At 40.4% G+C, this 22,454-nt stretch carries 30 protein-coding genes; 13 read left to right on the forward strand and 17 right to left on the reverse strand.

Translation table 11 applies throughout. From position 1 onward, the window contains the following. Positions 1-6: 6 nt before the first annotated feature. The 10 genes from GKR92_12030 to dsrA form a co-directional block, all read right to left on the reverse strand. Positions 7-501, reverse strand: coding sequence for a hypothetical protein (locus tag GKR92_12030; protein QMU62386.1), 495 nt, complete (start codon positions 499-501; stop codon positions 7-9). A 64-nt stretch (positions 502-565) separates the two neighbouring features. Then, positions 566-2,518: a 4Fe-4S dicluster domain-containing protein gene (locus tag GKR92_12035; protein QMU62387.1), complete on the reverse strand. Its 1,953-nt coding sequence runs from the start codon at positions 2,516-2,518 to the stop codon at positions 566-568. Between the two features lie 51 nt (positions 2,519-2,569). Continuing rightward, positions 2,570-4,129 carry a (Fe-S)-binding protein gene (locus tag GKR92_12040; protein ID QMU62388.1) on the reverse strand — a complete coding sequence of 520 codons (1,560 nt, stop codon included), beginning with the start codon at positions 4,127-4,129 and terminating at the stop codon, positions 2,570-2,572. Positions 4,130-4,135: 6 nt separating this feature from the next. Then, complete coding sequence (locus GKR92_12045; GenBank protein ID QMU62389.1) at positions 4,136-4,906, reverse strand: nitrate reductase; 771 nt, start codon at positions 4,904-4,906, stop codon at positions 4,136-4,138. A gap of 126 nt (positions 4,907-5,032) precedes the next feature. Next, positions 5,033-5,365 carry a TusE/DsrC/DsvC family sulfur relay protein gene (gene tusE / locus GKR92_12050; protein ID QMU62390.1) on the reverse strand — a complete coding sequence of 111 codons (333 nt, stop codon included), beginning with the start codon at positions 5,363-5,365 and terminating at the stop codon, positions 5,033-5,035. 35 nt (positions 5,366-5,400) lie between these two features. Continuing rightward, a complete protein-coding gene (gene dsrH, locus GKR92_12055; protein ID QMU62391.1) occupies positions 5,401-5,709 on the reverse strand; it encodes a sulfurtransferase complex subunit TusB in 309 nt (102 codons plus the stop codon). Between the two features lie 64 nt (positions 5,710-5,773). Continuing rightward, complete coding sequence (gene tusC, locus GKR92_12060) at positions 5,774-6,190, reverse strand: sulfurtransferase complex subunit TusC (protein ID QMU62392.1); 417 nt, start codon at positions 6,188-6,190, stop codon at positions 5,774-5,776. Positions 6,191-6,192: 2 nt separating this feature from the next. Continuing rightward, the gene (gene tusD / locus GKR92_12065; GenBank protein QMU62393.1) at positions 6,193-6,585 is read right to left on the reverse strand and encodes a sulfurtransferase complex subunit TusD; all 393 of its coding nucleotides are present in this window, start codon (positions 6,583-6,585) and stop codon (positions 6,193-6,195) included. 35 nt (positions 6,586-6,620) lie between these two features. Further along, positions 6,621-7,694: a dissimilatory-type sulfite reductase subunit beta gene (gene dsrB / locus GKR92_12070; GenBank protein QMU62394.1), complete on the reverse strand. Its 1,074-nt coding sequence runs from the start codon at positions 7,692-7,694 to the stop codon at positions 6,621-6,623. A gap of 63 nt (positions 7,695-7,757) precedes the next feature. Beyond that, positions 7,758-9,023, reverse strand: coding sequence for a dissimilatory-type sulfite reductase subunit alpha (gene dsrA / locus GKR92_12075; GenBank protein ID QMU62395.1), 1,266 nt, complete (start codon positions 9,021-9,023; stop codon positions 7,758-7,760). Between the two features lie 332 nt (positions 9,024-9,355). Between dsrA and GKR92_12080 the strand changes: the two genes are divergently transcribed. From GKR92_12080 to GKR92_12100, 5 genes are all read left to right on the forward strand, one after another. Further along, positions 9,356-10,285 (forward strand): taurine catabolism dioxygenase TauD, encoded by a 930-nt coding sequence (locus GKR92_12080; GenBank protein QMU62396.1) that lies wholly within the window; start codon positions 9,356-9,358, stop codon positions 10,283-10,285. Further along, complete coding sequence (locus GKR92_12085) at positions 10,285-10,485, forward strand: sulfur relay protein DsrC (protein QMU62397.1); 201 nt, start codon at positions 10,285-10,287, stop codon at positions 10,483-10,485. Before GKR92_12080 ends, GKR92_12085 begins: the two co-directional genes overlap by 1 nt. 33 nt (positions 10,486-10,518) lie before the next feature. After that, complete coding sequence (gene cas6 / locus GKR92_12090) at positions 10,519-11,220, forward strand: type I-MYXAN CRISPR-associated protein Cas6/Cmx6 (protein ID QMU62398.1); 702 nt, start codon at positions 10,519-10,521, stop codon at positions 11,218-11,220. A 103-nt stretch (positions 11,221-11,323) separates the two neighbouring features. Continuing rightward, a complete protein-coding gene (gene tusE / locus GKR92_12095) occupies positions 11,324-11,665 on the forward strand; it encodes a TusE/DsrC/DsvC family sulfur relay protein (protein ID QMU62399.1) in 342 nt (113 codons plus the stop codon). A gap of 82 nt (positions 11,666-11,747) precedes the next feature. Next, the gene (locus GKR92_12100) at positions 11,748-11,951 is read left to right on the forward strand and encodes a hypothetical protein (GenBank protein ID QMU62400.1); all 204 of its coding nucleotides are present in this window, start codon (positions 11,748-11,750) and stop codon (positions 11,949-11,951) included. A gap of 65 nt (positions 11,952-12,016) precedes the next feature. On the opposite strand, the gene GKR92_12105 is transcribed toward GKR92_12100, so the two are convergent. Further along, entirely contained in the window at positions 12,017-12,685 is a 669-nt protein-coding gene (locus GKR92_12105) for a Fe2+-dependent dioxygenase (GenBank protein QMU62401.1), read from the reverse strand. A 58-nt stretch (positions 12,686-12,743) separates the two neighbouring features. On the opposite strand from GKR92_12105, the gene GKR92_12110 reads away from it, so the two are divergent. Continuing rightward, positions 12,744-13,067: a hypothetical protein gene (locus GKR92_12110; GenBank protein QMU62402.1), complete on the forward strand. Its 324-nt coding sequence runs from the start codon at positions 12,744-12,746 to the stop codon at positions 13,065-13,067. A 2-nt stretch (positions 13,068-13,069) separates the two neighbouring features. Here GKR92_12110 and GKR92_12115 read toward each other — a convergent pair whose 3' ends face one another. From GKR92_12115 to GKR92_12125, 3 genes are read right to left on the reverse strand one after another with little or no spacing between them, the layout of a single operon-like run. Beyond that, complete coding sequence (locus tag GKR92_12115; GenBank protein QMU62403.1) at positions 13,070-13,501, reverse strand: GNAT family N-acetyltransferase; 432 nt, start codon at positions 13,499-13,501, stop codon at positions 13,070-13,072. A gap of 13 nt (positions 13,502-13,514) precedes the next feature. Continuing rightward, positions 13,515-14,108 (reverse strand): 2OG-Fe(II) oxygenase, encoded by a 594-nt coding sequence (locus tag GKR92_12120; protein ID QMU62404.1) that lies wholly within the window; start codon positions 14,106-14,108, stop codon positions 13,515-13,517. Between the two features lie 3 nt (positions 14,109-14,111). Continuing rightward, the gene (locus GKR92_12125) at positions 14,112-15,182 is read right to left on the reverse strand and encodes a hypothetical protein (protein ID QMU62405.1); all 1,071 of its coding nucleotides are present in this window, start codon (positions 15,180-15,182) and stop codon (positions 14,112-14,114) included. A gap of 93 nt (positions 15,183-15,275) precedes the next feature. On the opposite strand from GKR92_12125, the gene GKR92_12130 reads away from it, so the two are divergent. Further along, positions 15,276-15,887, forward strand: coding sequence for a hypothetical protein (locus tag GKR92_12130; GenBank protein QMU62406.1), 612 nt, complete (start codon positions 15,276-15,278; stop codon positions 15,885-15,887). Between the two features lie 68 nt (positions 15,888-15,955). Then, positions 15,956-16,540 (forward strand): cytochrome b, encoded by a 585-nt coding sequence (locus tag GKR92_12135; protein QMU62407.1) that lies wholly within the window; start codon positions 15,956-15,958, stop codon positions 16,538-16,540. A 56-nt stretch (positions 16,541-16,596) separates the two neighbouring features. Here the strand turns inward: GKR92_12135 and GKR92_12140 are convergent, their stop codons facing one another. Continuing rightward, positions 16,597-17,328 (reverse strand): DnaJ domain-containing protein, encoded by a 732-nt coding sequence (locus GKR92_12140; protein ID QMU62408.1) that lies wholly within the window; start codon positions 17,326-17,328, stop codon positions 16,597-16,599. A gap of 293 nt (positions 17,329-17,621) precedes the next feature. Here GKR92_12140 and GKR92_12145 point away from each other — a divergent pair, with 293 nt between their 5' ends. From GKR92_12145 to GKR92_12160, 4 genes are all read left to right on the forward strand, one after another. Further along, a complete protein-coding gene (locus GKR92_12145; protein ID QMU62409.1) occupies positions 17,622-18,188 on the forward strand; it encodes a hypothetical protein in 567 nt (188 codons plus the stop codon). A gap of 122 nt (positions 18,189-18,310) precedes the next feature. Next, entirely contained in the window at positions 18,311-18,763 is a 453-nt protein-coding gene (locus GKR92_12150) for a hypothetical protein (GenBank protein ID QMU62410.1), read from the forward strand. A 125-nt stretch (positions 18,764-18,888) separates the two neighbouring features. Further along, on the forward strand, positions 18,889-19,242 hold the full coding sequence (locus GKR92_12155; protein ID QMU62411.1) for a hypothetical protein: 354 nt from the start codon (positions 18,889-18,891) through the stop codon (positions 19,240-19,242). A 286-nt stretch (positions 19,243-19,528) separates the two neighbouring features. Then, the gene (locus tag GKR92_12160; protein QMU62412.1) at positions 19,529-20,266 is read left to right on the forward strand and encodes a hypothetical protein; all 738 of its coding nucleotides are present in this window, start codon (positions 19,529-19,531) and stop codon (positions 20,264-20,266) included. Positions 20,267-20,422: 156 nt separating this feature from the next. Here the strand turns inward: GKR92_12160 and GKR92_12165 are convergent, their stop codons facing one another. Together GKR92_12165 and GKR92_12170 are read right to left on the reverse strand one after the other, a co-directional pair. Then, positions 20,423-20,617 (reverse strand): hypothetical protein, encoded by a 195-nt coding sequence (locus GKR92_12165; GenBank protein ID QMU62413.1) that lies wholly within the window; start codon positions 20,615-20,617, stop codon positions 20,423-20,425. Between the two features lie 36 nt (positions 20,618-20,653). Then, positions 20,654-21,790, reverse strand: coding sequence for an anthranilate phosphoribosyltransferase (locus GKR92_12170; GenBank protein QMU62414.1), 1,137 nt, complete (start codon positions 21,788-21,790; stop codon positions 20,654-20,656). Between the two features lie 229 nt (positions 21,791-22,019). On the opposite strand from GKR92_12170, the gene GKR92_12175 reads away from it, so the two are divergent. Next, positions 22,020-22,451, forward strand: coding sequence for a sel1 repeat family protein (locus tag GKR92_12175; GenBank protein ID QMU62795.1), 432 nt, complete (start codon positions 22,020-22,022; stop codon positions 22,449-22,451). The last annotated feature ends 3 nt before the right edge of the window (positions 22,452-22,454 follow it).

Consider the following 22,454-nt stretch of genomic DNA (forward strand, 5'->3'; position numbering starts at 1 on the left):
ATTATCTTATTTGTGCTCTACATTACCAAGGTGTAGGTAATTATTTATTTTATTTTCCTCAGAGTGCTCTACAGCCTGATTCGGATTCATGGCTTTGCGAATTGCATTTTCTGGACGATCTGCATGACATTGAAAGCAATCAATGTTTACCGCTGCATACTGGTGGCAGCTGGCACAAAAATGTGTATCTTCTGAATAACGTGCGTATTCACCTTGTGCATTAGCCGTGATATGGCAATCGATGCACTCGTTTAAGCTATGTTTCTTGGTGCGTATTCCCTCAATTACAGTCTTGTCTCGATGATCGAGCACATACTCAAAGTGTTGTTTGCGCATGATCTCAACAGGTTCTACGCAAAGCGTTTCTTCGTTGTATTTTTGCTTAGGAGGCGGAATGTCAGCAGGACTATCTGCAAATACAATACTGATTCCAACAATGCAGCAGACCAGTGTTATAACCAACAAGATATAAATAAAATACTTTTTGAAAAACATGCGCATATTCTTTTTATATTTTTAGGCTTCGCTTTATTGACGGTATTAAAACGGAACCATATAGCTCTTATTAATGACCGAGGGCCATATCTATATACCCCGTCGGGCAAACATCTGCACAGATGTGACAACCAATACACTTGTTGTAATCAGTGTCTACATAACGTCCTGTGGTTGATTCATCTTTCTTAACACGAAACACCGCATCTTGAGGGCAGTACACTACACAGTTGTCACACTCAAAACACATGCCGCAACTCATGCAACGTTCAGCTTCTTCTACTGCTTGTTCGTCACTAAAGTTTTTCATGCGTTCTTCGAAGTGACCAAGCACTTCTTCAGCGTCAGGGCCATGCTCTTCGCGTAACAAACGAGGAGTGAATGGGAAGTGAGCTAGGAAAAGTTCATCGTAAGGGATGATTTCTTGTGCCGCACGATCTTCAAAGTTATGCACGGCGTACTTAGCTTCATCGGTTCCCAAGTGTTCGCCTGCTGCGTATTCTGCCGGCTCAAGACCTGATTCTTGTAATTTTTCTAATAGATCAAAATGGTGCACGTCTACTTTAGGACGTTTTCTGATTTCAGTATTGTTGAAGTAGTAGTCAATACTTTCTGCTGCAATAGACGCTTGGCCAATGGCCGTTGTAAGTAGGTGAGGGCGAATAATGTCACCTGCTACAAAGTGTCCTTCGCGTTCGGGTACTGCATAGAATTTATCTGCATCGATAAGACCGCGACCATTATTAAATTCTTCAAGGCCTTCTAAATCACCGCCTTGACCAATCGCAGAAACAATCAGATCACATTCGATATCGAATTCAGTGCCTTCAACAGGCGTTGGACGGTTATCTACCATTTCGCATGTAGCCATGCGTAATGCAATAGCGCGACCATCAGCACCTAAAATAACTTTGACTGGCATTACACCATCTTTAATGGTTACACCTTCGCGTTGTGCATCATGGACTTCATGCTCTGCTGCAGTCATTTCTGCTTTAGGGAATAATGAAGTAAGTGTTACTTCAGCGCCTTGGCGTGCTGCCGCATACGCTGCGTCATGTGCAACATAACCACCAATTACATGTTCTGGTGCTTCTTCTTTGTTTAGTTTTTCAATGCGACCAAGTCGACGAGCAACGGATACGACGTCAATAGATGTATCACCACCACCTACACATACGACACGATCAGCAGTAACTTGCAAACGACCTGTGTTAAATGCTTCTAGGAACTTTACACCGGCAACACAGTTAGGTGCATCACCACCGTCTACCGGTAAACCACGTCCTGACTGACAGCCAAGTGCCCATAAAATAGCATCAAATTCTTTTTCTACGTCTTCTACTGAAACATCTTTACCAACACGTGTCTGCATACGGGTTTCGATGTTACCCATATCAATAATGCGCTGAATTTCATGGTTCAAATGTTTGCGTGGCGTTCTGTAACCCGGGATGCCATAACGGAACATACCACCAAGCTCTTCATGGTCATCAAAAATTACACTGGCATGACCCATGCGTCGTAATTGATACGCAGCAGCCAATCCCGCTGGGCCGCCGCCAATAATCGCTACGGTTTTGCCAGTAAGTTTTGCAGGGGCTTCAAATTTAAAATTCTGTTCAACCGCAGTGTCACCTATATATTGTTCTACGGCGTTAATACCAACAAAATCTTCTACATGATTACGGTTACAACCGTCCTGACATGGGGCGGGGCATACACGACCCATTATAGACGGGAAAGGGTTGGCATCGGTAGAGCGAAGGAATGCATACTCTTGCATGCTCATGTCTTCTTTTTGTGGCTTTTCTATACCGCGTACAATTTGCAACCAACCGCGAATGTCTTCGCCAGAAGGGCAACTACCTTGGCAAGGCGGTGTGCGGTGTACATAAGTTGGACATTTGTGAGAAGTATCTTCTTTAAAGATCTGGTCACCAAAGTTGCCCCAGGTGTAATCACCTTCTTCATACTTTGTAAACGTAAGTTTATGGTCCATTTCTTCTTTAGAACTTGCCATGTGTAGCTCCTAGCTCTTATATATTTCTAATTAAAAAAAATAAAATTGTGTTTAAGCCGCTTCGGCTTGGTTTTCGTCGTCTGTGTCATTGTCGTCACCATCATTATCTTCGGTGACGTTTTCTGGTGTTAACACAATTGCGTTACTTACCAATTGATGCAGGCTAATAATTTGATCCATTGTGAAATCGTAATATGGGAACACTTTAGAAAACTGACTCTTACAAATGGCGCAGATCGCGGCCATATGAGTTACCCCATATTCATCGACTACATTTTTTAGTGCTTCCATACGTGGTAGTGCACCTTTAACACGCAGCTCAATTAAATCGTCGGTTAACAAACCTCCACCGCCGCCACAGCAGTATGTGCCTTCTTTAATTGCATGGCTCGGCATGTCTACATAGTTGTTGCAAACCGATTTGATAATGTCTCTTGGGATTTCAAATTGGCCGCCTGGTGTGTCACCCATACGTGATGCACGTGCCACATTGCATGAGTCATGATACGTAATGACCATGTCGTCATTCAATGATGGATCTAAAGTTAATCTGCCTTCTTTAATCAAACCATGGGTTACTTCGCAAATATGTTGCGGTACCGGATAATTAGGATCAAGAAAATCAAATGGACCGGCTAGAGTGTTTAAGAATGAATACGCTACACGCCATGCATGACCGCACTCGCCAAATACAATTCTCTTTACACCTAAATCCAGTGCGGCTTGACGAATTCGCAGTGCAAGTTTCTGCATATTTTCATAACTACCGATAAACATGCCAAAGTTTGCGGCTTCACTAGCATAAGAACTTAAGGTCCAAGAAATGCCCGCTTGATGAAATACTTTTCCATAACCAATTAAGCCATCGATATGTGGCTCGGCAAAGAAATCTGCAGAAGGGGTGATTAATAATACATCTGCACCTTTTTCATCTACTGGGAAACGAACTTTTACGCCAGTTTCTTCTTCTACGTCTTCTTCTAAACCTTCTAATGTGTTTAATAAAGCAGGTTCAGGTAAGCCTAGGTTGTTACCTATAGTTTGTGCTTTTCCAATAATTTCATTGCAGTATTTTTGTCCCTTTCCAACCGTATCCATAACTTCGCGTGCTGCCATGGAAATTTCTGCAGTATCGATTCCATATGGGCAATACACGGAACAACGACGACATTGTGAGCACTGATGAAAATAGCTATACCAATCATCTAATACTTCTTCAGTTAAATCTTCAGCGCCCACCAGCTTAGGAAATAATTTACCAGAGACAGTAAAGTAGCGACGATAGACTTTGCGATATAAATCTTGACGGGCCACCGGCATATTTTTAGGATCGGTTGTGCCTAAATAGTAGTGACACTTGTCAGTGCAGGCACCACATTTCACGCATGAGTCTAAATATACGCTTAGTGAGCGGTATTTTTTGTTGAGCTCACCCATTTTATCAATCGCAACTTGCTGCCAGTTATCAACTAGCTCGCCAGGGAAACCCAATTTTTCTTGGAACTCAGCTTTAGCCGTATAAGGTTGGCTATGCTTCATCACACCTTCTTGCAGGCGAGGGATAACCGGATATTCTTTAAGTTCAGGGGTTTTGAATTCTGCAGCAGCCATGATTAATTAACTTGCCCTTGTAGATGATTTGGTGGTATCAATTTTTGTAGCCCACTCTGCGATGTGTCGACGTTCGCGTGGGTTATCTACTTGGTCGCGTGACGGGCTAAAGAATACGCCTGGCGCATGCAATAGTTTGCTGAATGGAAAAATAATCATTAGTAAAATAACTAAGCTTAAATGAACGATTAAAATTAATTCATTAGGCATGGCAGTTAAGCCTGCCTCGGTTGCCCAGGCGAAAGTCATTAAGCCGATTAAAAAAGATTTCAAAGAAACGATGTCAGTATGTTCGACAAAAGTCATCAACGCACCGCTAGCACCAATGGCAATAAGTAGCAAAAGCATTAGATGGTCAGAAGGTGCAGATATATAACGCACACGATCAACAAATATTCTACGTGCCAATAAGCCGGCTAAACCGATCAGCATCATAAAGGCTGCATATTTTCCAAACGGTTGAATAAAAGCTACCCAAGCCCAAACCGGATCAGTGAAATAACGTAGATGTCTAAGTAACACCAACAGTAAACCGAAATGGAAAACCCAGCCAAATAACCATGTCCATTTGCTAGATTTAAATAAACTTTCAAAGATGGTGACTTCTTTTACCATCCTAAAGGCAACACCAGCACGTGTTGTAGGAGCAGGTGTGGTTGGTATTTTTAAAGGTGCAGGGGTTTTTGCGTAGATCCAGATTTTACGCGCAACAAATATTACTAATATAGCGGTAGCTATATAGAACAAGAAAGCAAATGTTGCGGTTAAAATTGACATGAATAGTGAATCCTAGAGCACACATGTTTTTATAAAACATAGCGGCGATAAAACAACTAAGTTAAAAGTGAAGAATTATACCGAGGAGTGTTAAAAACAACCCTCGGTGACAATACTTCTTATTTACTAAACGCAGCCAGTTGGCTTTGGTAGACCTGCATATTTACAAGCTTGCTTAGCAGGACCATATGGAAACAACTCATATAAGTATTTGCTGTTACCTTTATCTTTGCCAAGTTTTTTGCCAATAGCTTTTGTCAGTACGCGAACTGCTGGAGCAATTTGATACTCTTCGTAGTATTCACGCAGGAAGTTAATAACTTCCCAGTGGTTTTCACTTAACTCAGCACCATCTGCTACAGCCATTGCTTCAGCCAGGTCAGGTTGCCATTGGTTAAGGTCGGCTAAGTAACCTTCTTCATCAGTTTCATATGACTGACCATTTACTTCTAAGGGCATACAACTCTCCTAAATTTACCTAATGGTATAAAAATTTAAAGCCAAGACTGAACAGTATGATGTTCGGTCGTTAGATCTACAAAGCCGTCATAATCGATAATTTTAATTCCATCAATTACGTTGCCATCTTTCAGTCCACGGGCTTTGATATCGGGACCTAAAACATAAAAAGAAATATCGCTCATTGAATTGGCAACGGCATCAGAATGTTTAGTGTTTTTCATCGCGCCAATGACGCCATCTTCAAATAAAAGGACTGCGCTGCCTTTAGCAGCTAAACGCAAACAAGACGCTAAAGAGTTGCGCTCGAAAGGAGATTTGTTGACGGTATGTAATGCTGACATGGTTAACTTCCTATTAAAAACTTGGTGGGCTCGCAAATAGTTATAATTAACATTATTTTTTCTATTAGAAACTCAAGACCACATCTTGTGCGTCGATAATGCTTGTAAGCTCTGCGCGATCAACCACAAATAATGAATTTTTTTCTGCCCAATCATCATCTTCGTCTTCGTAGACTAAAGCTTGAAGATCATCAGCCGTTAAGCCACGCTCATCTAAAGATTCTTTTTCTACGTAAATCTTTTTAATGTCGTAGTCACCAAGTGCACTGTAGGTTTTGGAGAAGTTCTTCATGCCAATGCCATCAGTTTCTTGGTTGTTAGTCAGTTGATATACGCCATCATCAGCAAACACTAGGCTGATGTCTTGGTCAAACGCTGCTGCTATGAGTACAACTTCTAATGATTCAAGCGCGTAGATAGTGCCGTAAGGTGCTTTACGGTTCAGATAACAAAATTTCTTTACGATGCCTTCTTCTGACATTCTTAATCTCCAAAGGTAACGAGGCGATCCGCTTGGATGCCAGCTTCAATTAATTGGCCTAAACCGGAAATACGGAAGCCTTTAATTAAGTTATTTGAGGTTTTGCCGTTTCGTTTACTTTCATCTTCGTCAAGCATGCCGCGACGTTGAGCAGCGGCAACACAAACCACTAAGTCTAAACCGTGCTTTTCAGCCAGTTCGGACCATTCTTTTGGAAGATTACGGTCATCCTGAGGAGGAACACCTAAGTCTGTTCCATTGTTTACGCCGTCATGATAGAAAAAGATACGAAATATTTCGTGACCTTTTGCTAAGGCTGATTTAACAAATTGCAATGCAGTATCAGATGCTTGATGCGTGTACGGTCCTTCGTTAATTACAATTCCAAACTTCACAGAGACTCCCAGAAATAAATAAGAAAATAGATAAGTTAGAAACGGATGTGAGTCGAAGCATTTAAGCTGCGACGTGCACCACGCCAGTTATCAATGTGGAACTTGGTGAAAGGTAAACCGGTTTTTTCAAAGAAACGAGGCCAACCAATACGCTCAACCCAGTCATTCATGCGTTCCCAATCTTTTGCGTCATCGCGGTAAGCAAGAAGGATGCGTTTAACAATCGCTGTGGCTTCAGGCCAACGCGGTGGGTTGTTAGGTATACCCGCAGCTACTAATTTTTGGAAAGTAGGTTTGCCGCGTGCATTGGAGTGATTGCCGCCCACCCATACCGCAAGTTTGGTGTGTTCAGCATCATTAATTTGCATAGGCGGACAAGGGGGGTAACACGCACCACAACAGATGCATTTCTTCTCATCCACTTCTAATGAAGGTTTGCCGTTAACCATTGCAGGACGAATCGCAGCAACGGGACAACGTGCAACCACTGAAGGTCGCTCACATACATTGGATACTAAATCGTGATTTATTTTCGGTGGCTTAGTGTGTTGAACATTAATAGCGATATCGCCTTGTCCACCACAGTTAATTTGGCAACAAGAAGTTGTAATGTGCACACGGTTAGGCATGTTGTTTTCTTTGAACTCATCGATAAGTTCATCCATCATTGCCTTTACAACACCTGATGCGTCTGTGCCTGGAATGTCACAGTGCAACCAACCTTGAGTGTGCGAAATCATTGCCACAGAGTTTTTAGTTCCGCCTACTACAAATCCTTCTGATTCAAGCTTATCAATCATTGGCTGTACTTTTGCTTCATCAGCCACCATGTATTCAATGTTGCTGCGAATCGTGAAGCGTACGTAACCATCAGCAAATTCATCGCCAATGTCACATAGAGTTCGTAATGTGAATACGTCTAAGATGCGTTGTGTACCTGCGCGTACCGTCCAAATTCTTTCACCATTATCAGCAACGTGAAGTAAAACACCAGGACGTGGATGTTCATGATAGTCCCACATTCCATAGTTTTTTCGCATCACAGGATGCATGTATTGGAATCCGTCTGGGCATCCTGATTCTATTGGTGGACGGTGATCTATCGCCATTATGTTCTCCGCTTATATATCTTATAAAGTTGTAATGTAGGTTCTATACGTCTTGGGAATGTATTAACTAGCCGCTGCTTGCTTTTCTTCAGACTTTTTCTGGAACCATTTTTCAGCTTCTTCGTCCCAGCCATCCATGCGTATGTAGGAACTCTGACGTGGCTCAGTAACCATATTTGGATCAACGTCTACATCAACGCCTTCAAGGAAATTAACCAAGCCAATACGCTCAATCATTTCACCACAACGCTCATGCTCTAAACCATTTTCTGCCCAGAAGTCGATAGTTTCTTCTGCTAGTTCAGTAATTTTTTCATAATCTTCGTCTGTGTCGAGTTTCATGAAAGGAATAACTACGGTTCCCATTAGGTCACCAATCTTAAGGGTACGTTTACCACCCATTAGAATGGACACACCTTTGTCATCTCCTGGGGATAATGCTTTTACCATAACGTTTAAACAGTGCATGCAACGCACGCAGTCTTTGTTGTTTACATCTAAGGTGTCGTCATCTTTAAGCGCTAACGCTTGAGTTGGGCAGCGTGTAATGACGTTATCAATTACATACTGACGACCTTTGCGGTTTACAAATTTCTTAACTTCTTCTTGATCGACTTTCATGTCGTCACGCCAAGTACCTATGATGGCAAAGTCAGCACGCTCAATTGCATTCATGCAATCGTTTGGACAACCTGAAACTTTAAATTTGAATTTGTAAGGTAATGCAGGACGATGCACGTCATCGGTAAAGTTATTTAACAGCGTACGATGAATTTTCATTTCATCTGCATTAGACATTTCGCAACGTGCGGCACCTACACAAGACATTCCTGTACGTACGCATGGTCCTGCACCTCCAAGATCCCATCCGTATTCATTAATTTCATCAAAGAAATGTTGTGTGTTTTCGGTATTTGCACCGATGAACATAATGTTGCCAGTCTGGCCGTGGAAAGTAACTAAACCTGAACCCCATTTTTCCCAACTGTCACCTAATTGACGCAACATATCCGTAGAGTAGTAGTTACCTGCAGGTGGTTGTACACGTAGCGTGTGAAATTCTTTTGATTCAGGAAACGCTGCACCGACTTCTGAAAAGCGTGGGATGATTCCACTACCGTATCCAAATACAGAAACGGTTCCACCTTTCCAATAACCTTTACGAGTTTCGTATGAATGTTCTAGCTGACCTAAAAGCGAGTTTGCTACACCATTAATTCTTGCATCTGGATGTTGGTCGCGAAGACGTTTAAATCCAGAAATAAAACTAGGCCAAGGGCCTTTCTCTAGCTCATCAAGCATGGGGGTAGGATGATGCTTATCGGCCATAGTGGAATCTCCTAAAAATTGTTACCAAGAAAGTCGTAATACTGGGTCAGTAGTTCAAGCCATAATTGATTGAATCTACACTCCATTTATCGTTACAGAATAAACGGAAAAGTCCTAAAAACATAATGTTAGGAAGTTTAGAAGTAGGGCTAATAAGTCAAAATCCCCTCCTTGGGATGCAGTCTAAAGTGCAACTTATCCCTATAGAGATACGATTTATTACAGTGTTGAGATAACTTATTTTAGTGGCTTTCCAAGTAGGCTAAGTCTATGTTTATAAGCAACAATAGAACCATACGTTTACAGCCATTTGCGCATATAGCTCATAAGAAATGCAGCCCTATCTCTTAAAAGAATCCCACTCTTATGAGGAGTGGCGTGCGCAAAAGCTATATAAGTACCCTGTGGATGCCAAGCAGCTAATTATTGAGCTAAATAACCCTATAAATTTAACGGATAATGAGCTAATCGCCTTCAAAACTACCTGTTCAAAGACGAATATCGCTCTCTATCGTTGTACAAATGTTGATCAAAATTTCAGGCAGAGTGCTATTTCTATCGCGCAACAACTGGGTTTGCGAGAGTTGGATGCCAATCTGTGTGCCGATGAAGATCGACTTTCAGTCATCACGGATACGGGGAAGGATATGGGCCAGGAAATAGGCAAGAAAAACTCCCATTACATTCCGTACACCAACAAACCACTCAATTGGCATACCGATGGATATTACAATGCAAGTGAGCAGTGTATTTATGCATTTTTAATGCACTGTGTGCGTCCGGCTAAAAGCGGCGGTGAAAATAGTTATCTAGATCCAGAAATTGCATACATTTTATTGCGTGATGAAAACCCTGATTACATCACTGCATTAATGCATGATGATGTAATGATGATTCCTGCAAATGAAATAGATGGAAAACAAATAAGACCTGCGCAAACAGGGCCGGTGTTTTTTGTTGATGAGGATTCGCAAGCTTTATGTATGCGTTACACCGCACGTCAACGCAGTATCGTCTGGAAGCAAGATAAGACTGTGCAACGCGCATTAGCTTTTTTGCATGAAATATTACAAGGTAATCCTTATATGTTTCATTACAGCTTAAACGCAGGTGAAGGTGTGGTTTGTAATAATGTTTTGCATAATCGCACTGCGTTTGAAGATCATCAAGATGAAAATAAAAGGCGCATGCTATACAGAGGTCGTTTTTATAATCGTCTGGCTATTGATCAAAAACCCCTACAAAATACGGTAAATCATTAATGTTGTGGCTAAGCGAACTCCTCATGCAACACCATGAGCTTAATTCTTTTGAAGAACTTAAAGAAAAGTTAACTGAACAAGTAAAACAAGGTGAAATGTTTTTTCGTATGGATGTGCGCCCGCCATTTCAAGACACACCCGAAAACTGGGAAGATATTTTGGAAGCGATATTTACTTCGGCTGGTAAAATCGGCGATTAGTATAAGCTTGTAAATTAGGATCGTTAAAAAAGTATGTTTTGGCAAGATCAAGAAGACGAAAATCAACGACCTGTTGTTCCCGATAACATTGTTGATTTATCTTTTAAAGTGCAGTGCAAACAATTGCCATTGGATCATGCTCATGAACTATCACAAACTTTGCAACAAGCATTGCCATGGATTGCAGATGAACCACAAGCAGGTATACATCTTATTCATGGTGCCGAATCAGGCAATGGTTGGGTGCGGCCACAAGAACCGGATGCAATATTAAGTTTGTCGAAACGCACTCGTTTTATGTTGCGCCTGCCAAAGCATCGTGTAGATGATGCATCTAAACTTGCAGGTCAAACATTGAATGTGGCAGGTAATGAATTAGTGTTAACTATGCCTAATCAAAAACCTCTTTCTGTTTTAACCACTATTTTTGCGCGTTATGTAGTGGCTTCTAATATGGAAAATAATATTGAAGATGAAGAGACTTTTCTAAATCAAACAGCAGAAATGCTAAGAAAAGAAGGTATTCAGGTTAAGAAGATGATGAGCGGTCGCGCGCATGTATTGCGCATGCCGGGCAAAAATTTGCTCACGCGAAGTCTCATGATTGATGGATTGAAAACGGAAGAGTCTATCTATTTGCAACAAAATGGCTTAGGTGCTGGCCGGCTCGTAGGGTGCGGGCTGTTTATACCGCATAAGGGAATTGAAGCTGTGGGCGAAGCTCAGCAGAAGTAGCTTTTTGAGTAGGGTAAAGATATCTCTTTTTGGAAAGTTAGTTTTTAGTCGTAAAACACAATAATAAAGGCAGCACTATCTATAGTTTAGGAGTTAAAGAAGTATGGGTATCATCGTAAACGGTACAGAAATAGAAACAACACCATCTGGGTTTCTTGTAAATATTGAAGAATGGTCTGAAGATTTGGCGTTAGAGATTGCTAAAGAAGAGGGCGTAGAATTATCTGAAAAGCATTGGGATGTGATTAATTACCTGCGTGATGAATTCATAAACAATGCAGGTAACCAACCTAATACTCGTAACATGACTAAGGCTATGGCTAAAGCATGGGGCGAGAAAAAAATTGATGCCAAAGTGCTGTATGACTTATTCCCAGGTGATCCAAGTAAACAAGCCGGCCGTATTGGTGGTTTGCCTGAAAGTCGTCGTAAGGGTGGTTACTAAACTACTTTTACCCATAGTGGAATACAGACTGACCCTGTTAAATCATTAAATTAATAAATACATTTACAGTTAAGGATTCAATATGAGTTCCAAACAAGAAAAAATTCAAAAAATGCTTGAGTTGCAAAAAAAGTTCATCGAACTTGAGCAAAGTGGCGAAATAACTGCAGAGAGCTATTTTGTTCCTAAAGACGGTTCAAGTCTGGATGGTTATAGAGAAGAATACGCAAAACTTGCAATGGAAGTGGTTGAAGATGCGCATAAGGAAAAAGGTTCGCACGCTTAATTCTTTAACTAAATCTAATTTAAAAGGCCGCTAGCTTGTATTCGCAAGGGCGGCTTTTTTATATCTTATACTTCGCTCCACATTCGAACCAAATTAACGTAAGTGCTATCAATACGTTTCGTGTCTTCTGAGTCTGGATCTTTATGCAACCATTTCTCACGCGTTTTACTAAGTTGATAAAGTAATTCGCGCTGTTCATTGTCACGAATCAAACTTTGCACCCACGTTACCGCCACTAACCTTTGGCCACTGGTTACTTTTGCAACCCGATGTCTTGTGGTTGCGGGATAAAGCACAGCATCGCCTGCATTAAGCTTTAGAGATTGTTCACCGTAAGAGCTTTGTATAATTAATTCACCACCTTCGTATTCATCTGGCGAATTAAGAAATATAGTCATTGCAAGATCAGAGCGATATCGGTCGCCTTGTCCCATAATGGGGTCATCAATATGTTCGCCATATTCCATACCTGTTTCATAGCGTGCATAAAATGGTGCGGCGATGCGGTGAGGTAAAGCAGCTTGTTGATATATGGGTTGACGAAGTACATTGTTCATTACAATGTTGTTTAGTGATGAAGTAATATCTTCATCCGAAACTTCAAGATTATTTTTAACTTGTTGTGCAGCCATGCCAGCGGATAGGTGTCCATCTCTGAACTTTGCGTTTTTAAGTAATTTCTGAATTTTCTGTAATTCAGCGTCACCAAGAATACTTTTAATCTTAACTAACATTATTTTGTTCGCTTGTTACAAGTTATACTGATTTCACATTATAGAGAATTAATCCCTGATGATACTGAAAGTTACGATTGATGAGAAAACATTTCCCCTGGAAATAGATGCAGACATGATATCTAGTGCGCAAGAAATGTTTGTAAAAATGGATACCGATATGGACCAAGGATGGCAGATGAGTCGTACTTGGGTAGAGGCTCCAAATGAAATGCAGCGTTGCCAGATAGCTGCAGATAAAATGCTAACGGCTATACAGCAAGAAAAATCCGCTACTGTTGGGCTGATGGCGGCTTATATAATGCATAAAATTCCAGGTGTACAGGCAGTAGATATTGATACTGGTGGCGATATGAATCTAACCGAGCTCGTAGTGACGTAGTGTTAGAGAATCTTTTGCATTCTTTGATGTGGAATCTCTAGTTTCGATATAGCTTCACCAATAATATTGTAATGGTTTTTGGTGTAGAAGGGGGCGGCGGTTTCACGTGCATACAACCAGCAGCTTCCAATATTTTTTTCAATTGCATATTTCTCTAATTTATTAAGTAGGCGACTGCCAACACCTTGTTTTCTAAATGCACTGTCAACAGCCATGTAGCGTATTCGCGCAGTATTATTTTTTTCAATATGTAATCTGCCAACCGCTATAATTATTTTATTGTTGAAGGCCGCAAGCTGAAATGCAGTATTTTCTAATTCATCTTGTTCACTGCCGCGTTTAAAGCCTAATGGTTTTCGTAGTAACTCCCAGCGGAAAGTAAAATAATCCTCAAATTCTTTTTCAGAGTTAGGAGAGCGATAAATTATTTGCATTTAAGGTGTATATTTATGCAAATACTACCCACGTAGTAGCAATATATTTCACGCCAGACTCTAATGTGACGCCACGATGTTCGTGTGTCCAAAAAGGAGGAAATAAAATTAATTTCCCTAGTTCAGGTTTAATTTTAATGTCTTGAAATAAGAATTCCGTTTCGCCGCCCATGCCAGCAACATCGTTTAAATACCAAATGGCTACAAGTTGCCGGTGACTAAAGTCATGACTGCCACCATCGATATGCCAATGATAATGTTCTCCGGGATTCGTGCGCTGTACCCCATAGCCCATGTCTTTAAAAGAACCTTTGAAAAAAGGATAAGTCTCGCGAAATTCTATTACGGCTCTACCTAAGGATTGAAACAACGCTTTATCAACATCTTTCCAATGTTCTTTTCCGCTAACCATTAGGTCGGTTGATTTTTTAATACTGTTATCTTCATTTGCATGTTGGCCAATGCGTCCTTTGTATTGACCTTCTTCATCTTTCTCGAATCGTGCGATTACATCAGCGCAGAATTCTTTAGGTAGTGTATTGGGTTTTTCAAACACAAAACTATTGGGTTTGACCTCATGTATGGTCTGTAAAGGTTTGCTGGGCATAAATTATAAAATGTTATTCTGTACGAGCGTCTCTAACGTATCTAAATCTACATCTTTTTCTTCTTGGTAGAGCGTTAGCATTTCTTGTGCAAGTGTAGCCCAATGTTGTGCGCCTTTTACAGCTAAAGCTTTTAGAGGTTGAGTGTCTTCTGTGTCTAGCCATACTTGATAAGCAATATAAAAGCTTGGAAACAATTCTTTTCGCATTGCGACAAGGTTAGCGGCATAAAAATGTAATGAAGCTGGGTTATAGTTATCAATTAACCCTGGCAGAGTCGATAAACAATCTGCTAGCAAGTCTTTAACCGCTCTGGCTAAAAACTCAGCGCGAGACCGAGGTAAGCTAACAATCATTTCGCGCCATTGGTCACCTAGTTTTTGGGATGCGCTGATTTCACCAATCTCATGTAAGGTGACAGCCTGCAATTCGTTGTTGGTCATTTGCTCAAGTGCTTGGTCAATATCATTCTCAAAATCATAAAATGATAATGCACGAGACATCGCATTTTCATATTTGTGCCATTGCCACTCGGTAAACTTTTCCCATAAGTATCGGTGTAACGCTTCACGACGAATAAAAACATGCTTGCCTTGCGTCATGGCGGGAGGGGCGGTTAGATCGCGCGCGCATTCATCTGCAGATACATGCATAGTGAAGTCGTTGTAGACTTTCTTTTCTTCGAGTTTAGCTAAAAAGAAATGGGGTGCTGCGCGCAAGCCCATGCCACCACTATAAACATAGCCTTTCGGCGCCAATGCTTTATTAATATTTTCAGTATCAAAGGGGTCGTATTTTTTGCCATCGATTTCTAATGGCAAAAAGGCTTGGTTTTCAATTTCTTCCCACAAACTTTCACGTTCTTGTACCCAATTACCGACGTCTTCTTTGGGTAAAACATCATTGTATGAAAAACCATTTTCCCAGCGGTAATATTCACGCATCTTTAATAAATACACACACAGTGTGTAATTGGCAGCATGATGTGCATCAGATATGTCGCAGTTCTTTTGAACCGTTTCACATAGTCGATTGTTGGGTGGATGACTGGGTGGGTGGGTGGCTTTCTGAATCATCCTATTATACAGGGTCCATGTTAATATCTGAGTTAGTATCTAAAAGTTAGCATCATAAGACCACATTTATTAACACTATGTACAGCAAGCAAAATGGCAAGATTAAAGACTAAATGGAATCAAGCGGAAAGAAAGCGCAAACCAGAAGAGATTGCAGGGGTCATTGGCTTTAATCTTTGGGTGCTTGCAGCAGAGTCATGCTTATTTTTAGAAAATGAAGGATTTGAAACGGCATCTCGTTTTCAAAGACTAGATGTGATTGGTGAATTTATTGCATTTGGCGCACATGTTGCCGATCGCATGGTGTTTGATGAAATGTCTGCCGCCGAACGTGAAATATTCATTAATGCGCTTGGCCAGCATCTAGCAGATACGATGCAAAGCAACCGATCAGATGTGGAAGCGGGAGAGTATCGTTCAGACTTTATTAATTTGCTAAACGAAAGAATGAATGAGTATTCTGAATGTTCTTACAACGAAGAAGATGGCCCAAGTTTTTCTATGCGTCGTATAGCGGGCAACTATGTTCGAGACGTAATGGGTGAAAAAGATAATAAATGGATTCCAGATTATGTAATTGATTCAGAAATACCTAAACATTTATTAGCACTTAAACGAGTGTTTAAAGGGCAAAGTCCATCACTAAGTGAAGCTGACTTTGCGCCGCCGCCAATTCCGGAAAGTGGGGTGTGGGGCGAGGAATGACCGCACTCGATCCAAAGCGGACATTCGTATACAAACGGTTCAAAATTTAAAGATTTTCAAGAATAATAATGACGCTTAAAAACACCGCAAACAATTATGGCTCAATCGCAAAGTGGTTTCATTGGACAATAGTGGCTCTATTTTTAGGTTCGTACTGTGCTGTTTATTTTCGACATTGGTTTACAGAAGAAAAAACCCCAGAAAACTGGACAGCTCTGCAACTGCATTTATCATTTGGCATCACCATTGCGGCAGTGGTTATTCTTAGAATAATTTGGCGCAACTTCAATCAAACTCCAAGTCAAGAACCTGGAACTAAGCTTGCACATATCGCTGCACACATTGGTCACTACGCTTTATATGCTGTAATGATTCTTATGCCGCTAAGTGGTTATATTGGTACTGGCGTAAATACAGAGTTTTTCTTTTTGTTTGATGTCGTTAAGTTTGAGGCTACTTCTATTTATAATACGCTTGTTACTAATTGGTTGGGATTAAGCTTTAAAGAATTTGAAGAACCCATCGACTTTTTTCATAAAGAGATAATGGGTAAGTGGGCGGTCTGGATTTTAATTCTAGGCCACGCAATTGCAGCGTTGTACCACCACTTTGTAATCAAAGATCGCACCTTGAAGAAAATGACAACAGGGTAGTATTGTTTAATGTCTGCTATTGGCTGAAAAACAGACATTTATGTAAATGAGCATTTTCAAATAGCTAACGATATAAATGTGCCGTGGGCTTGGTGAAAACGCAGGGTTAAAAACTCTAATCCGTAACTCCATTCAACACTCTTTTCATTAGAACCCAATTGGCGGTTAACAATATTGGCCACTGCATCGAGTTCGCTACTGGTGATTTTAATCAGTTGGTTTATATCTAACGATTCGGTGGTAATTAACTGCATGCCATTCAGGGATACGTTTCTTGTTTTTCCAATGTGGGGTTCGGAGTTGGGCCATAAGCTATAAAATCTCACTGACCATTCTTTATTCATTCTTTGAATGGTTCGTTTGCCACAAATTTCTACGGTTTGTTTTTTTGCAGGGAACACGGGGCTTTCACACTTAGGGCATACATCATCAGGTCCAATATTATTTCCCATGTTATGTTGCGAGTTACAAAATGAACATTGCTGTTTATTGTCAGCATAAGTGTTTTTCCTGATTGGCTTTGTTGGGGCCTTGGTTTGTTTAGTTTTTTCAGTGCGTTGTTCAGTTTTTGGTTTAGTGTTTAGAGTAGTATCGTATTCCGCTCTTGCAGTGTCATTCATTAGCACGTTATACGCTTCATTCACCACCGCAGCATCTTCATGGCAACCTCCTAGGTCTGGATGCATTTTAAGTTTTTGCATCATGGTGCGATAACTCGAGCGAATGACTTCCTTCGGGGCATCGGCTTGAACGTGGAGGGTTTGATAGTAATTTCTGCGATTCTTCATGAAGGTATTATTTGAGTGTCAGAATTATTTTCCAACTTATTGAAGCTTTGTTTAATTATCGGCAGCTTAATTCGATGCTTTAGTGATCAGATCTAGAATAAATGCTAAATAACCGCAGGAATTATGCTTATAAAACAAGAGTTTAAATTGTGATGCACTTGCTTGAAAGGCACAGAATTGAGTCATTGATGACTTCCGAAAATTAAGTTTACTTAAATAGAAGAAGAAATTGGGAAATTCAATATACAGGTTTAAAATGTCTGCTTACGACCCAAAGCGGACATTATATTAATTTGATAAAAAAAGGCTCAAAGCTTATAGATCAGTTATCTCCTAACGAAAAAAAGGAGTATCTAAGAGAGCGCGAACTAAAAAAATTGGAACGTTCAAATGCAGACAAGGTGTTGAGGCGCTTTGCTAGTCAGATCAAAGAGACCGGATTTATTAGAACAAAACCTACATTCTTCGTGCGAGAAAACAATCTAATCGCCGAGTTTATTCATATTCACAAGTATAGTTTTGGGCCATATTTCAGGATACATACTTGTATTAGAGTCTTGAATGATAGTAGAGAGTTTATAGCCTTAATAGGCCCAATTGAGAAAGATTTCAAAGCAGGTAAATATAAGTTTGAATACGAATCTTCGATAGAATCTGTAGAAATCTGCGCAAATGAAATGGCAACTTTCGTTAAAAAAGAATCAGAGTCATGGTATCAGCAATGGAGCGATAGAAACTCTTTACTGCAAGATAATTCACCATTGCATGATCAGGATAAGCTGTACTTGAAAGAAGCAATTCTAGGGGAATCAGTGAAGTCAAATGTATTGCGTTCTAAAAATTTACTCAAAATCAAATGACCGCTATTGGCCGAAAGCAGACATAATTAAATAGATTTAAGGGGAAGCAAGGTTGGAATCAATAAATAACACGTTCAGAATGACTGCTTACGACCCAAAGCGGACATTTTTGATTTAACTAAATGGATTATTCTATAACAGGATTGTTTGAAGCATTTAGCGAGGCTCCAAGACCTAATTTTAATGAGATTACAACTCATGCAATAGATGAATGTACGGAGTGCAAAGAATTAAGCAGGAGTTTCGAGGAGTATTCTGTAGTAGATGTTCCGGACACACTATTGGAATATCATGGAAATGATATTACTTTGTTTTCTTCAAAAGCATTTAGATACTATTTACCTAGTTTTATTAAATACGCTATAGAAGTTCCTGACAGTAATGCTCATGAAAATATTCTTTACAATCTTTCACCCGATGACCCAAATAGTGATTTTTGGTCTGGAAGATGCGACCAATTTAATTCTTATGAAAAAGAAGCATTGATTAGTTATTTGAAATATCGCCTATCTATATGTGATGTAACAGAAGTCAATTGTATTGATTCTGGTATTAAATACTGGAATCAGAAATGACCGCTATTGGCCGAAAGCGGACATAAGCTAAACTACTGAAGGGGATTTCAGGTTGGATTCACAAAATAACAAACATAAAATGACCGCTTACGACCCAAAGCGGACATTTTCCAAGATACAAATATATGACTAAGGAACAAGCAATAGAAATTCTAAAAGAATCTTTCAGTAGACCTTGTTCAACTCCCGACTTTAATGCGGAAGACCGAGAAGTATTCTTAAATAATAAGAAAGCAGAGCTATTGAGCCTTGTTACTGAGCCATTTATTGCTCAGGCAAATACCAATGAATGGACACGTAAATGGGGAGTTTTGCCAGAAGAAACTTACCAGATGTATGTGATTGCGGGAAATGAAGAGCATTGGTTACTTTACGATTCAAATACAAAGAATTTTTCTCAAGCTCGTGGCAATCCCAAGAAAATTTTAATACTTATTGGACACGCATCAGATGATGCTTTAGCTGAATGGAATGGTTAGATGTTTAAACTATTTTATGTCCGCTATTGGCCGAAAGCAGACATAATTCAAATTAAATAAGGGGAACCTTGGTTGGAAACTTCAAAACAAACGTTCAAAATGACTGCTTACGACCCAAAGCGGACATTAAAATGGTTTTGAAAAGCACCAATAATTAATATAAAAATAGAGGAAATATGGCTATTTCATTCAAGCAATTATTGATTTTCAGCGCATTAGTTTTCTTAATCTATTTGCTTAATGTTTTTTTATAGAAGATATTCATGCAAATACTGTTGTAGAAGACATGCGTAAAAAAGGACAACAGTGTGCAGCTTGGGTCGACGCTGGAAAACTTAGATCAGACCGCGCTCACATGTGTATAGCGGCATGTTGGAGGTATGCGGAAACAGTAACTAAGCATCCAGAATTATTAACAGATAGAAGTATTCAAAGTTGTGAAGAAAATTACGCTAACACGAAGAACCAACTTCCTGGAATGAAGAAACCTGCGATAGCCGTTACTAAAGCCCCCGAAACCATTGATGAGATGGTCAACGACATGAATAAGGCTACGCAGGAATGGAAGGTTAAGCTCGAAAATGCTTCAGATTCAACTTCAAAAAGACAAGCACAGGAATGTCATGACGCATGTAGTCGTGGCGCTACAAGAATTAGTAGAGCAGGATACCGTATAGATCGTGCTCAAAAGTACTGGGCAAATTGTACATGGTGTGGAGATTCTGAGTCTAGAGTACTCGCTAATGAAAAAACAAAGACGAAATTTTCATCGATGCCAAATATAGAAGGAGAATATTTGCAATATATAAGAAGCGGATTTCGGGTTCGAGTCGAAGGTCGTGAGGATTGGAAAATCTATTGCAATGAAGCGGCACGTATCAAAGATGGTCAAGACGAATTTGCACGCAAGATCAAACCAAAAGATCGTGTACGCTTCGTTGGAATCACATACGATGCCAAAAATGCTAACCAAGTAAAAAGCCATTGTGTTGCGGAAAGCGCCATTATTCTTGAATCAAACTAAGAAAGATTCTATGTCCGCTATTGGCCGGAAGCGGACATTTTATAACGAAGAATTTTAACCAGAAGCATCGGCAAAATTACTCCGGCATTTTCTGCATTTCCTACGTCCTTGTAGGTCGTCCATATTGCAACTCTTATTTGTACATCCAGTGTTTATTTATTTTTTCCAACTATCAAAATTGCTACCATTTTTTTCTGAGCCATCTTCAAAACCTGCAGTGTAGGCATCGGTAACACGCTGTTCTTCGCGCTCTGGATGCCCTAAGTATCCGCCTTGCCACCCCAATACGTATTCTGGGTCTACCTTGGCTTCTTCCATTTTTGTAATTGCTTCTCTGTATGCTTGGTCCATTTTTATCTCCTTAAATAAAAGTTAAATATATATATTTTAATGTAGTTGATTTTTTTGAAAATGTGCAAAAGCCTTGCCTGAGTCTATTGTCGTGCGTACTTTTTCAGCAGAAGCTTGTATGGTTTTTTCTACGCCCATGTGTGTGAGCATAATTGCAGTTGAATAAATTAAGCTATCACGTGCAGGGCCGTGTTCGCCTTGCAGTGCAGCAACGCCAATTTTGGCAGCTTCTTCGGCGAGTTGGTCGGTATCAATCTTCGCGGCTGTGTTATCACCTGTAGATTTTGCAGCGTTTAATTCTGGCAAAGGTACTGCGCGGACATCCTGTTGAATGTTGAGATGTTCAGGATATATTTCAACTTCAGTTAAATCATTTGTACCCTTGTATTCAAAATATTTTGATTCTTGTTTTAACGAAGGAATCACGCCTCCTTCAACACCGCGTACCAGTACGGCTGAATCAAAACCGGATATTCTTGCTAAGTGTGTATAAACAGGTGGGTACGGCTTGTGCACATAACCTGTCATTAATGTGGTACTTTTTTTGCCACGTACTGGGCCAATTAAAACTTCTACAGTGGTAATAACCGGGCGTTTAACTATTTGTGTGCGTAAGGGAATTAAATTATGTAGAGAAGGACAAATGGTTTTTTGATCAATATAAGCCCAAGCACTTTCTGGATTATTGATTTGCGTTAATGCTTGTTGCATGTCGCAATCCACATCTATTCCTGCCGCACGTAAAACTTTTCTGTGTGTTGCGCCATACTTTGGGCCAACCGCTTCTGCACCATGCGAAACCGCAGGTAAACCACATGCTGCTAGCACTGCAGGAATAAAAGGTGAAACGGGTGTGCCGCGCGTATAACCATCATATGGATCTGCGACATCAATGATATGATCAACATCTGCGGCAACCATGTTAGAGGCATCAATGATGGCTTGTAGGCAGCCGCCGTTTTCATCCAACGTTTCGCGCTTCATGCGCAAAGCGATTAAAAAGATACCAGCTTGAACCGGGTCCGCTGAAGTATTCAGAATATGGGTCATCGCATCTCGTGCTTCTGCAAACGAGATGTCTTTACTGTATTCCGGTCCGGTGGCTACGCGCTGTATATAAGAGCGCATCGCAAGCTTTGGGTCGGATATAATTTCTTGTTCGCTAGCTGACATAGGGCTAATGATGCCACTTTCAATTGGGCATCGCAGGATACAAAAGGTGGTATTAAGCTCTATATATCCCTATCGAGAGGACTATATTTTCCCAATTTTAAGTAAACCCATATATAAGTTGGCGATATTAAGGGTTATTCCTACTAATTCGGGCTTTCGCGTATTATGAAACGCCTGTAATCATTCTCATCAAGAACAATCTGGAGCCAATATGTCTGCGCAAGATGATATGGATTTTAATAGTGGCATGATGGCCTTTGAGGCCAAGCATTTTTCTCGTGCTATGCAGATTCTTTCCGTGATTGCGGAAAAAGGTAATACAGATGCCATGCATCGTTGTGCCATCATGTATCAAAATGGATTAGGGGTTGCAGTGAATAAAGATGCAGCAGTTAAATGGATGGAAAAGGCAGCAGAGCAAGGGCATGAGTTAGCACAGCATGGATTGGGATTTATGTTTATGGAAGGTGATTGTGTTGAGCAAGATGGAAAGCAAGCAGTGAAATGGTTTACTAAAGCTGCAGAACAAGGATTACAGGGTTCACAGACCACATTGGCCATGATGTATGAACAAGGTGCGGGCGGGATAGAGAAAGATTTAGATAAAGCTAAAGAGTGGTATGCGAAAGCTGGGTTTACACCAGAAGAGATTAAGCAATAATCA

It is taken from the genome of Gammaproteobacteria bacterium (assembly GCA_014075255.1).
Taxonomy (GTDB): domain Bacteria; phylum Pseudomonadota; class Gammaproteobacteria; order UBA4575; family UBA4575; genus JABDMD01.

What these genes read in the sequence shown, in the direction of transcription:
- GKR92_12030 (QMU62386.1), bottom strand. Translation starts at nt 501, where the DNA reads ATGCGCATGTTTTTCAAAAAGTATTTTATTTATATCTTGTTGGTTATA.
- GKR92_12035 (QMU62387.1), bottom strand. Translation starts at nt 2,518, where the DNA reads ATGGCAAGTTCTAAAGAAGAAATGGACCATAAACTTACGTTTACAAAG.
- GKR92_12040 (QMU62388.1), bottom strand. Translation starts at nt 4,129, where the DNA reads ATGGCTGCTGCAGAATTCAAAACCCCTGAACTTAAAGAATATCCGGTT.
- GKR92_12045 (QMU62389.1), bottom strand. Translation starts at nt 4,906, where the DNA reads ATGTCAATTTTAACCGCAACATTTGCTTTCTTGTTCTATATAGCTACC.
- tusE (QMU62390.1), bottom strand. Translation starts at nt 5,365, where the DNA reads ATGCCCTTAGAAGTAAATGGTCAGTCATATGAAACTGATGAAGAAGGT.
- dsrH (QMU62391.1), bottom strand. Translation starts at nt 5,709, where the DNA reads ATGTCAGCATTACATACCGTCAACAAATCTCCTTTCGAGCGCAACTCT.
- tusC (QMU62392.1), bottom strand. Translation starts at nt 6,190, where the DNA reads ATGTCAGAAGAAGGCATCGTAAAGAAATTTTGTTATCTGAACCGTAAA.
- dsrB (QMU62394.1), bottom strand. Translation starts at nt 7,694, where the DNA reads ATGGCGATAGATCACCGTCCACCAATAGAATCAGGATGCCCAGACGGA.
- dsrA (QMU62395.1), bottom strand. Translation starts at nt 9,023, where the DNA reads ATGGCCGATAAGCATCATCCTACCCCCATGCTTGATGAGCTAGAGAAA.
- GKR92_12080 (QMU62396.1), top strand. Translation starts at nt 9,356, where the DNA reads ATGCAGCCCTATCTCTTAAAAGAATCCCACTCTTATGAGGAGTGGCGT.
- GKR92_12085 (QMU62397.1), top strand. Translation starts at nt 10,285, where the DNA reads ATGTTGTGGCTAAGCGAACTCCTCATGCAACACCATGAGCTTAATTCT.
- cas6 (QMU62398.1), top strand. Translation starts at nt 10,519, where the DNA reads ATGTTTTGGCAAGATCAAGAAGACGAAAATCAACGACCTGTTGTTCCC.
- tusE (QMU62399.1), top strand. Translation starts at nt 11,324, where the DNA reads ATGGGTATCATCGTAAACGGTACAGAAATAGAAACAACACCATCTGGG.
- GKR92_12100 (QMU62400.1), top strand. Translation starts at nt 11,748, where the DNA reads ATGAGTTCCAAACAAGAAAAAATTCAAAAAATGCTTGAGTTGCAAAAA.
- GKR92_12105 (QMU62401.1), bottom strand. Translation starts at nt 12,685, where the DNA reads ATGTTAGTTAAGATTAAAAGTATTCTTGGTGACGCTGAATTACAGAAA.
- GKR92_12110 (QMU62402.1), top strand. Translation starts at nt 12,744, where the DNA reads ATGATACTGAAAGTTACGATTGATGAGAAAACATTTCCCCTGGAAATA.
- GKR92_12115 (QMU62403.1), bottom strand. Translation starts at nt 13,501, where the DNA reads ATGCAAATAATTTATCGCTCTCCTAACTCTGAAAAAGAATTTGAGGAT.
- GKR92_12120 (QMU62404.1), bottom strand. Translation starts at nt 14,108, where the DNA reads ATGCCCAGCAAACCTTTACAGACCATACATGAGGTCAAACCCAATAGT.
- GKR92_12125 (QMU62405.1), bottom strand. Translation starts at nt 15,182, where the DNA reads ATGATTCAGAAAGCCACCCACCCACCCAGTCATCCACCCAACAATCGA.
- GKR92_12130 (QMU62406.1), top strand. Translation starts at nt 15,276, where the DNA reads ATGGCAAGATTAAAGACTAAATGGAATCAAGCGGAAAGAAAGCGCAAA.
- GKR92_12135 (QMU62407.1), top strand. Translation starts at nt 15,956, where the DNA reads ATGACGCTTAAAAACACCGCAAACAATTATGGCTCAATCGCAAAGTGG.
- GKR92_12140 (QMU62408.1), bottom strand. Translation starts at nt 17,328, where the DNA reads ATGAAGAATCGCAGAAATTACTATCAAACCCTCCACGTTCAAGCCGAT.
- GKR92_12150 (QMU62410.1), top strand. Translation starts at nt 18,311, where the DNA reads ATGGATTATTCTATAACAGGATTGTTTGAAGCATTTAGCGAGGCTCCA.
- GKR92_12155 (QMU62411.1), top strand. Translation starts at nt 18,889, where the DNA reads ATGACTAAGGAACAAGCAATAGAAATTCTAAAAGAATCTTTCAGTAGA.
- GKR92_12160 (QMU62412.1), top strand. Translation starts at nt 19,529, where the DNA reads ATGCGTAAAAAAGGACAACAGTGTGCAGCTTGGGTCGACGCTGGAAAA.
- GKR92_12165 (QMU62413.1), bottom strand. Translation starts at nt 20,617, where the DNA reads ATGGACCAAGCATACAGAGAAGCAATTACAAAAATGGAAGAAGCCAAG.
- GKR92_12170 (QMU62414.1), bottom strand. Translation starts at nt 21,790, where the DNA reads ATGTCAGCTAGCGAACAAGAAATTATATCCGACCCAAAGCTTGCGATG.
- GKR92_12175 (QMU62795.1), top strand. Translation starts at nt 22,020, where the DNA reads ATGGATTTTAATAGTGGCATGATGGCCTTTGAGGCCAAGCATTTTTCT.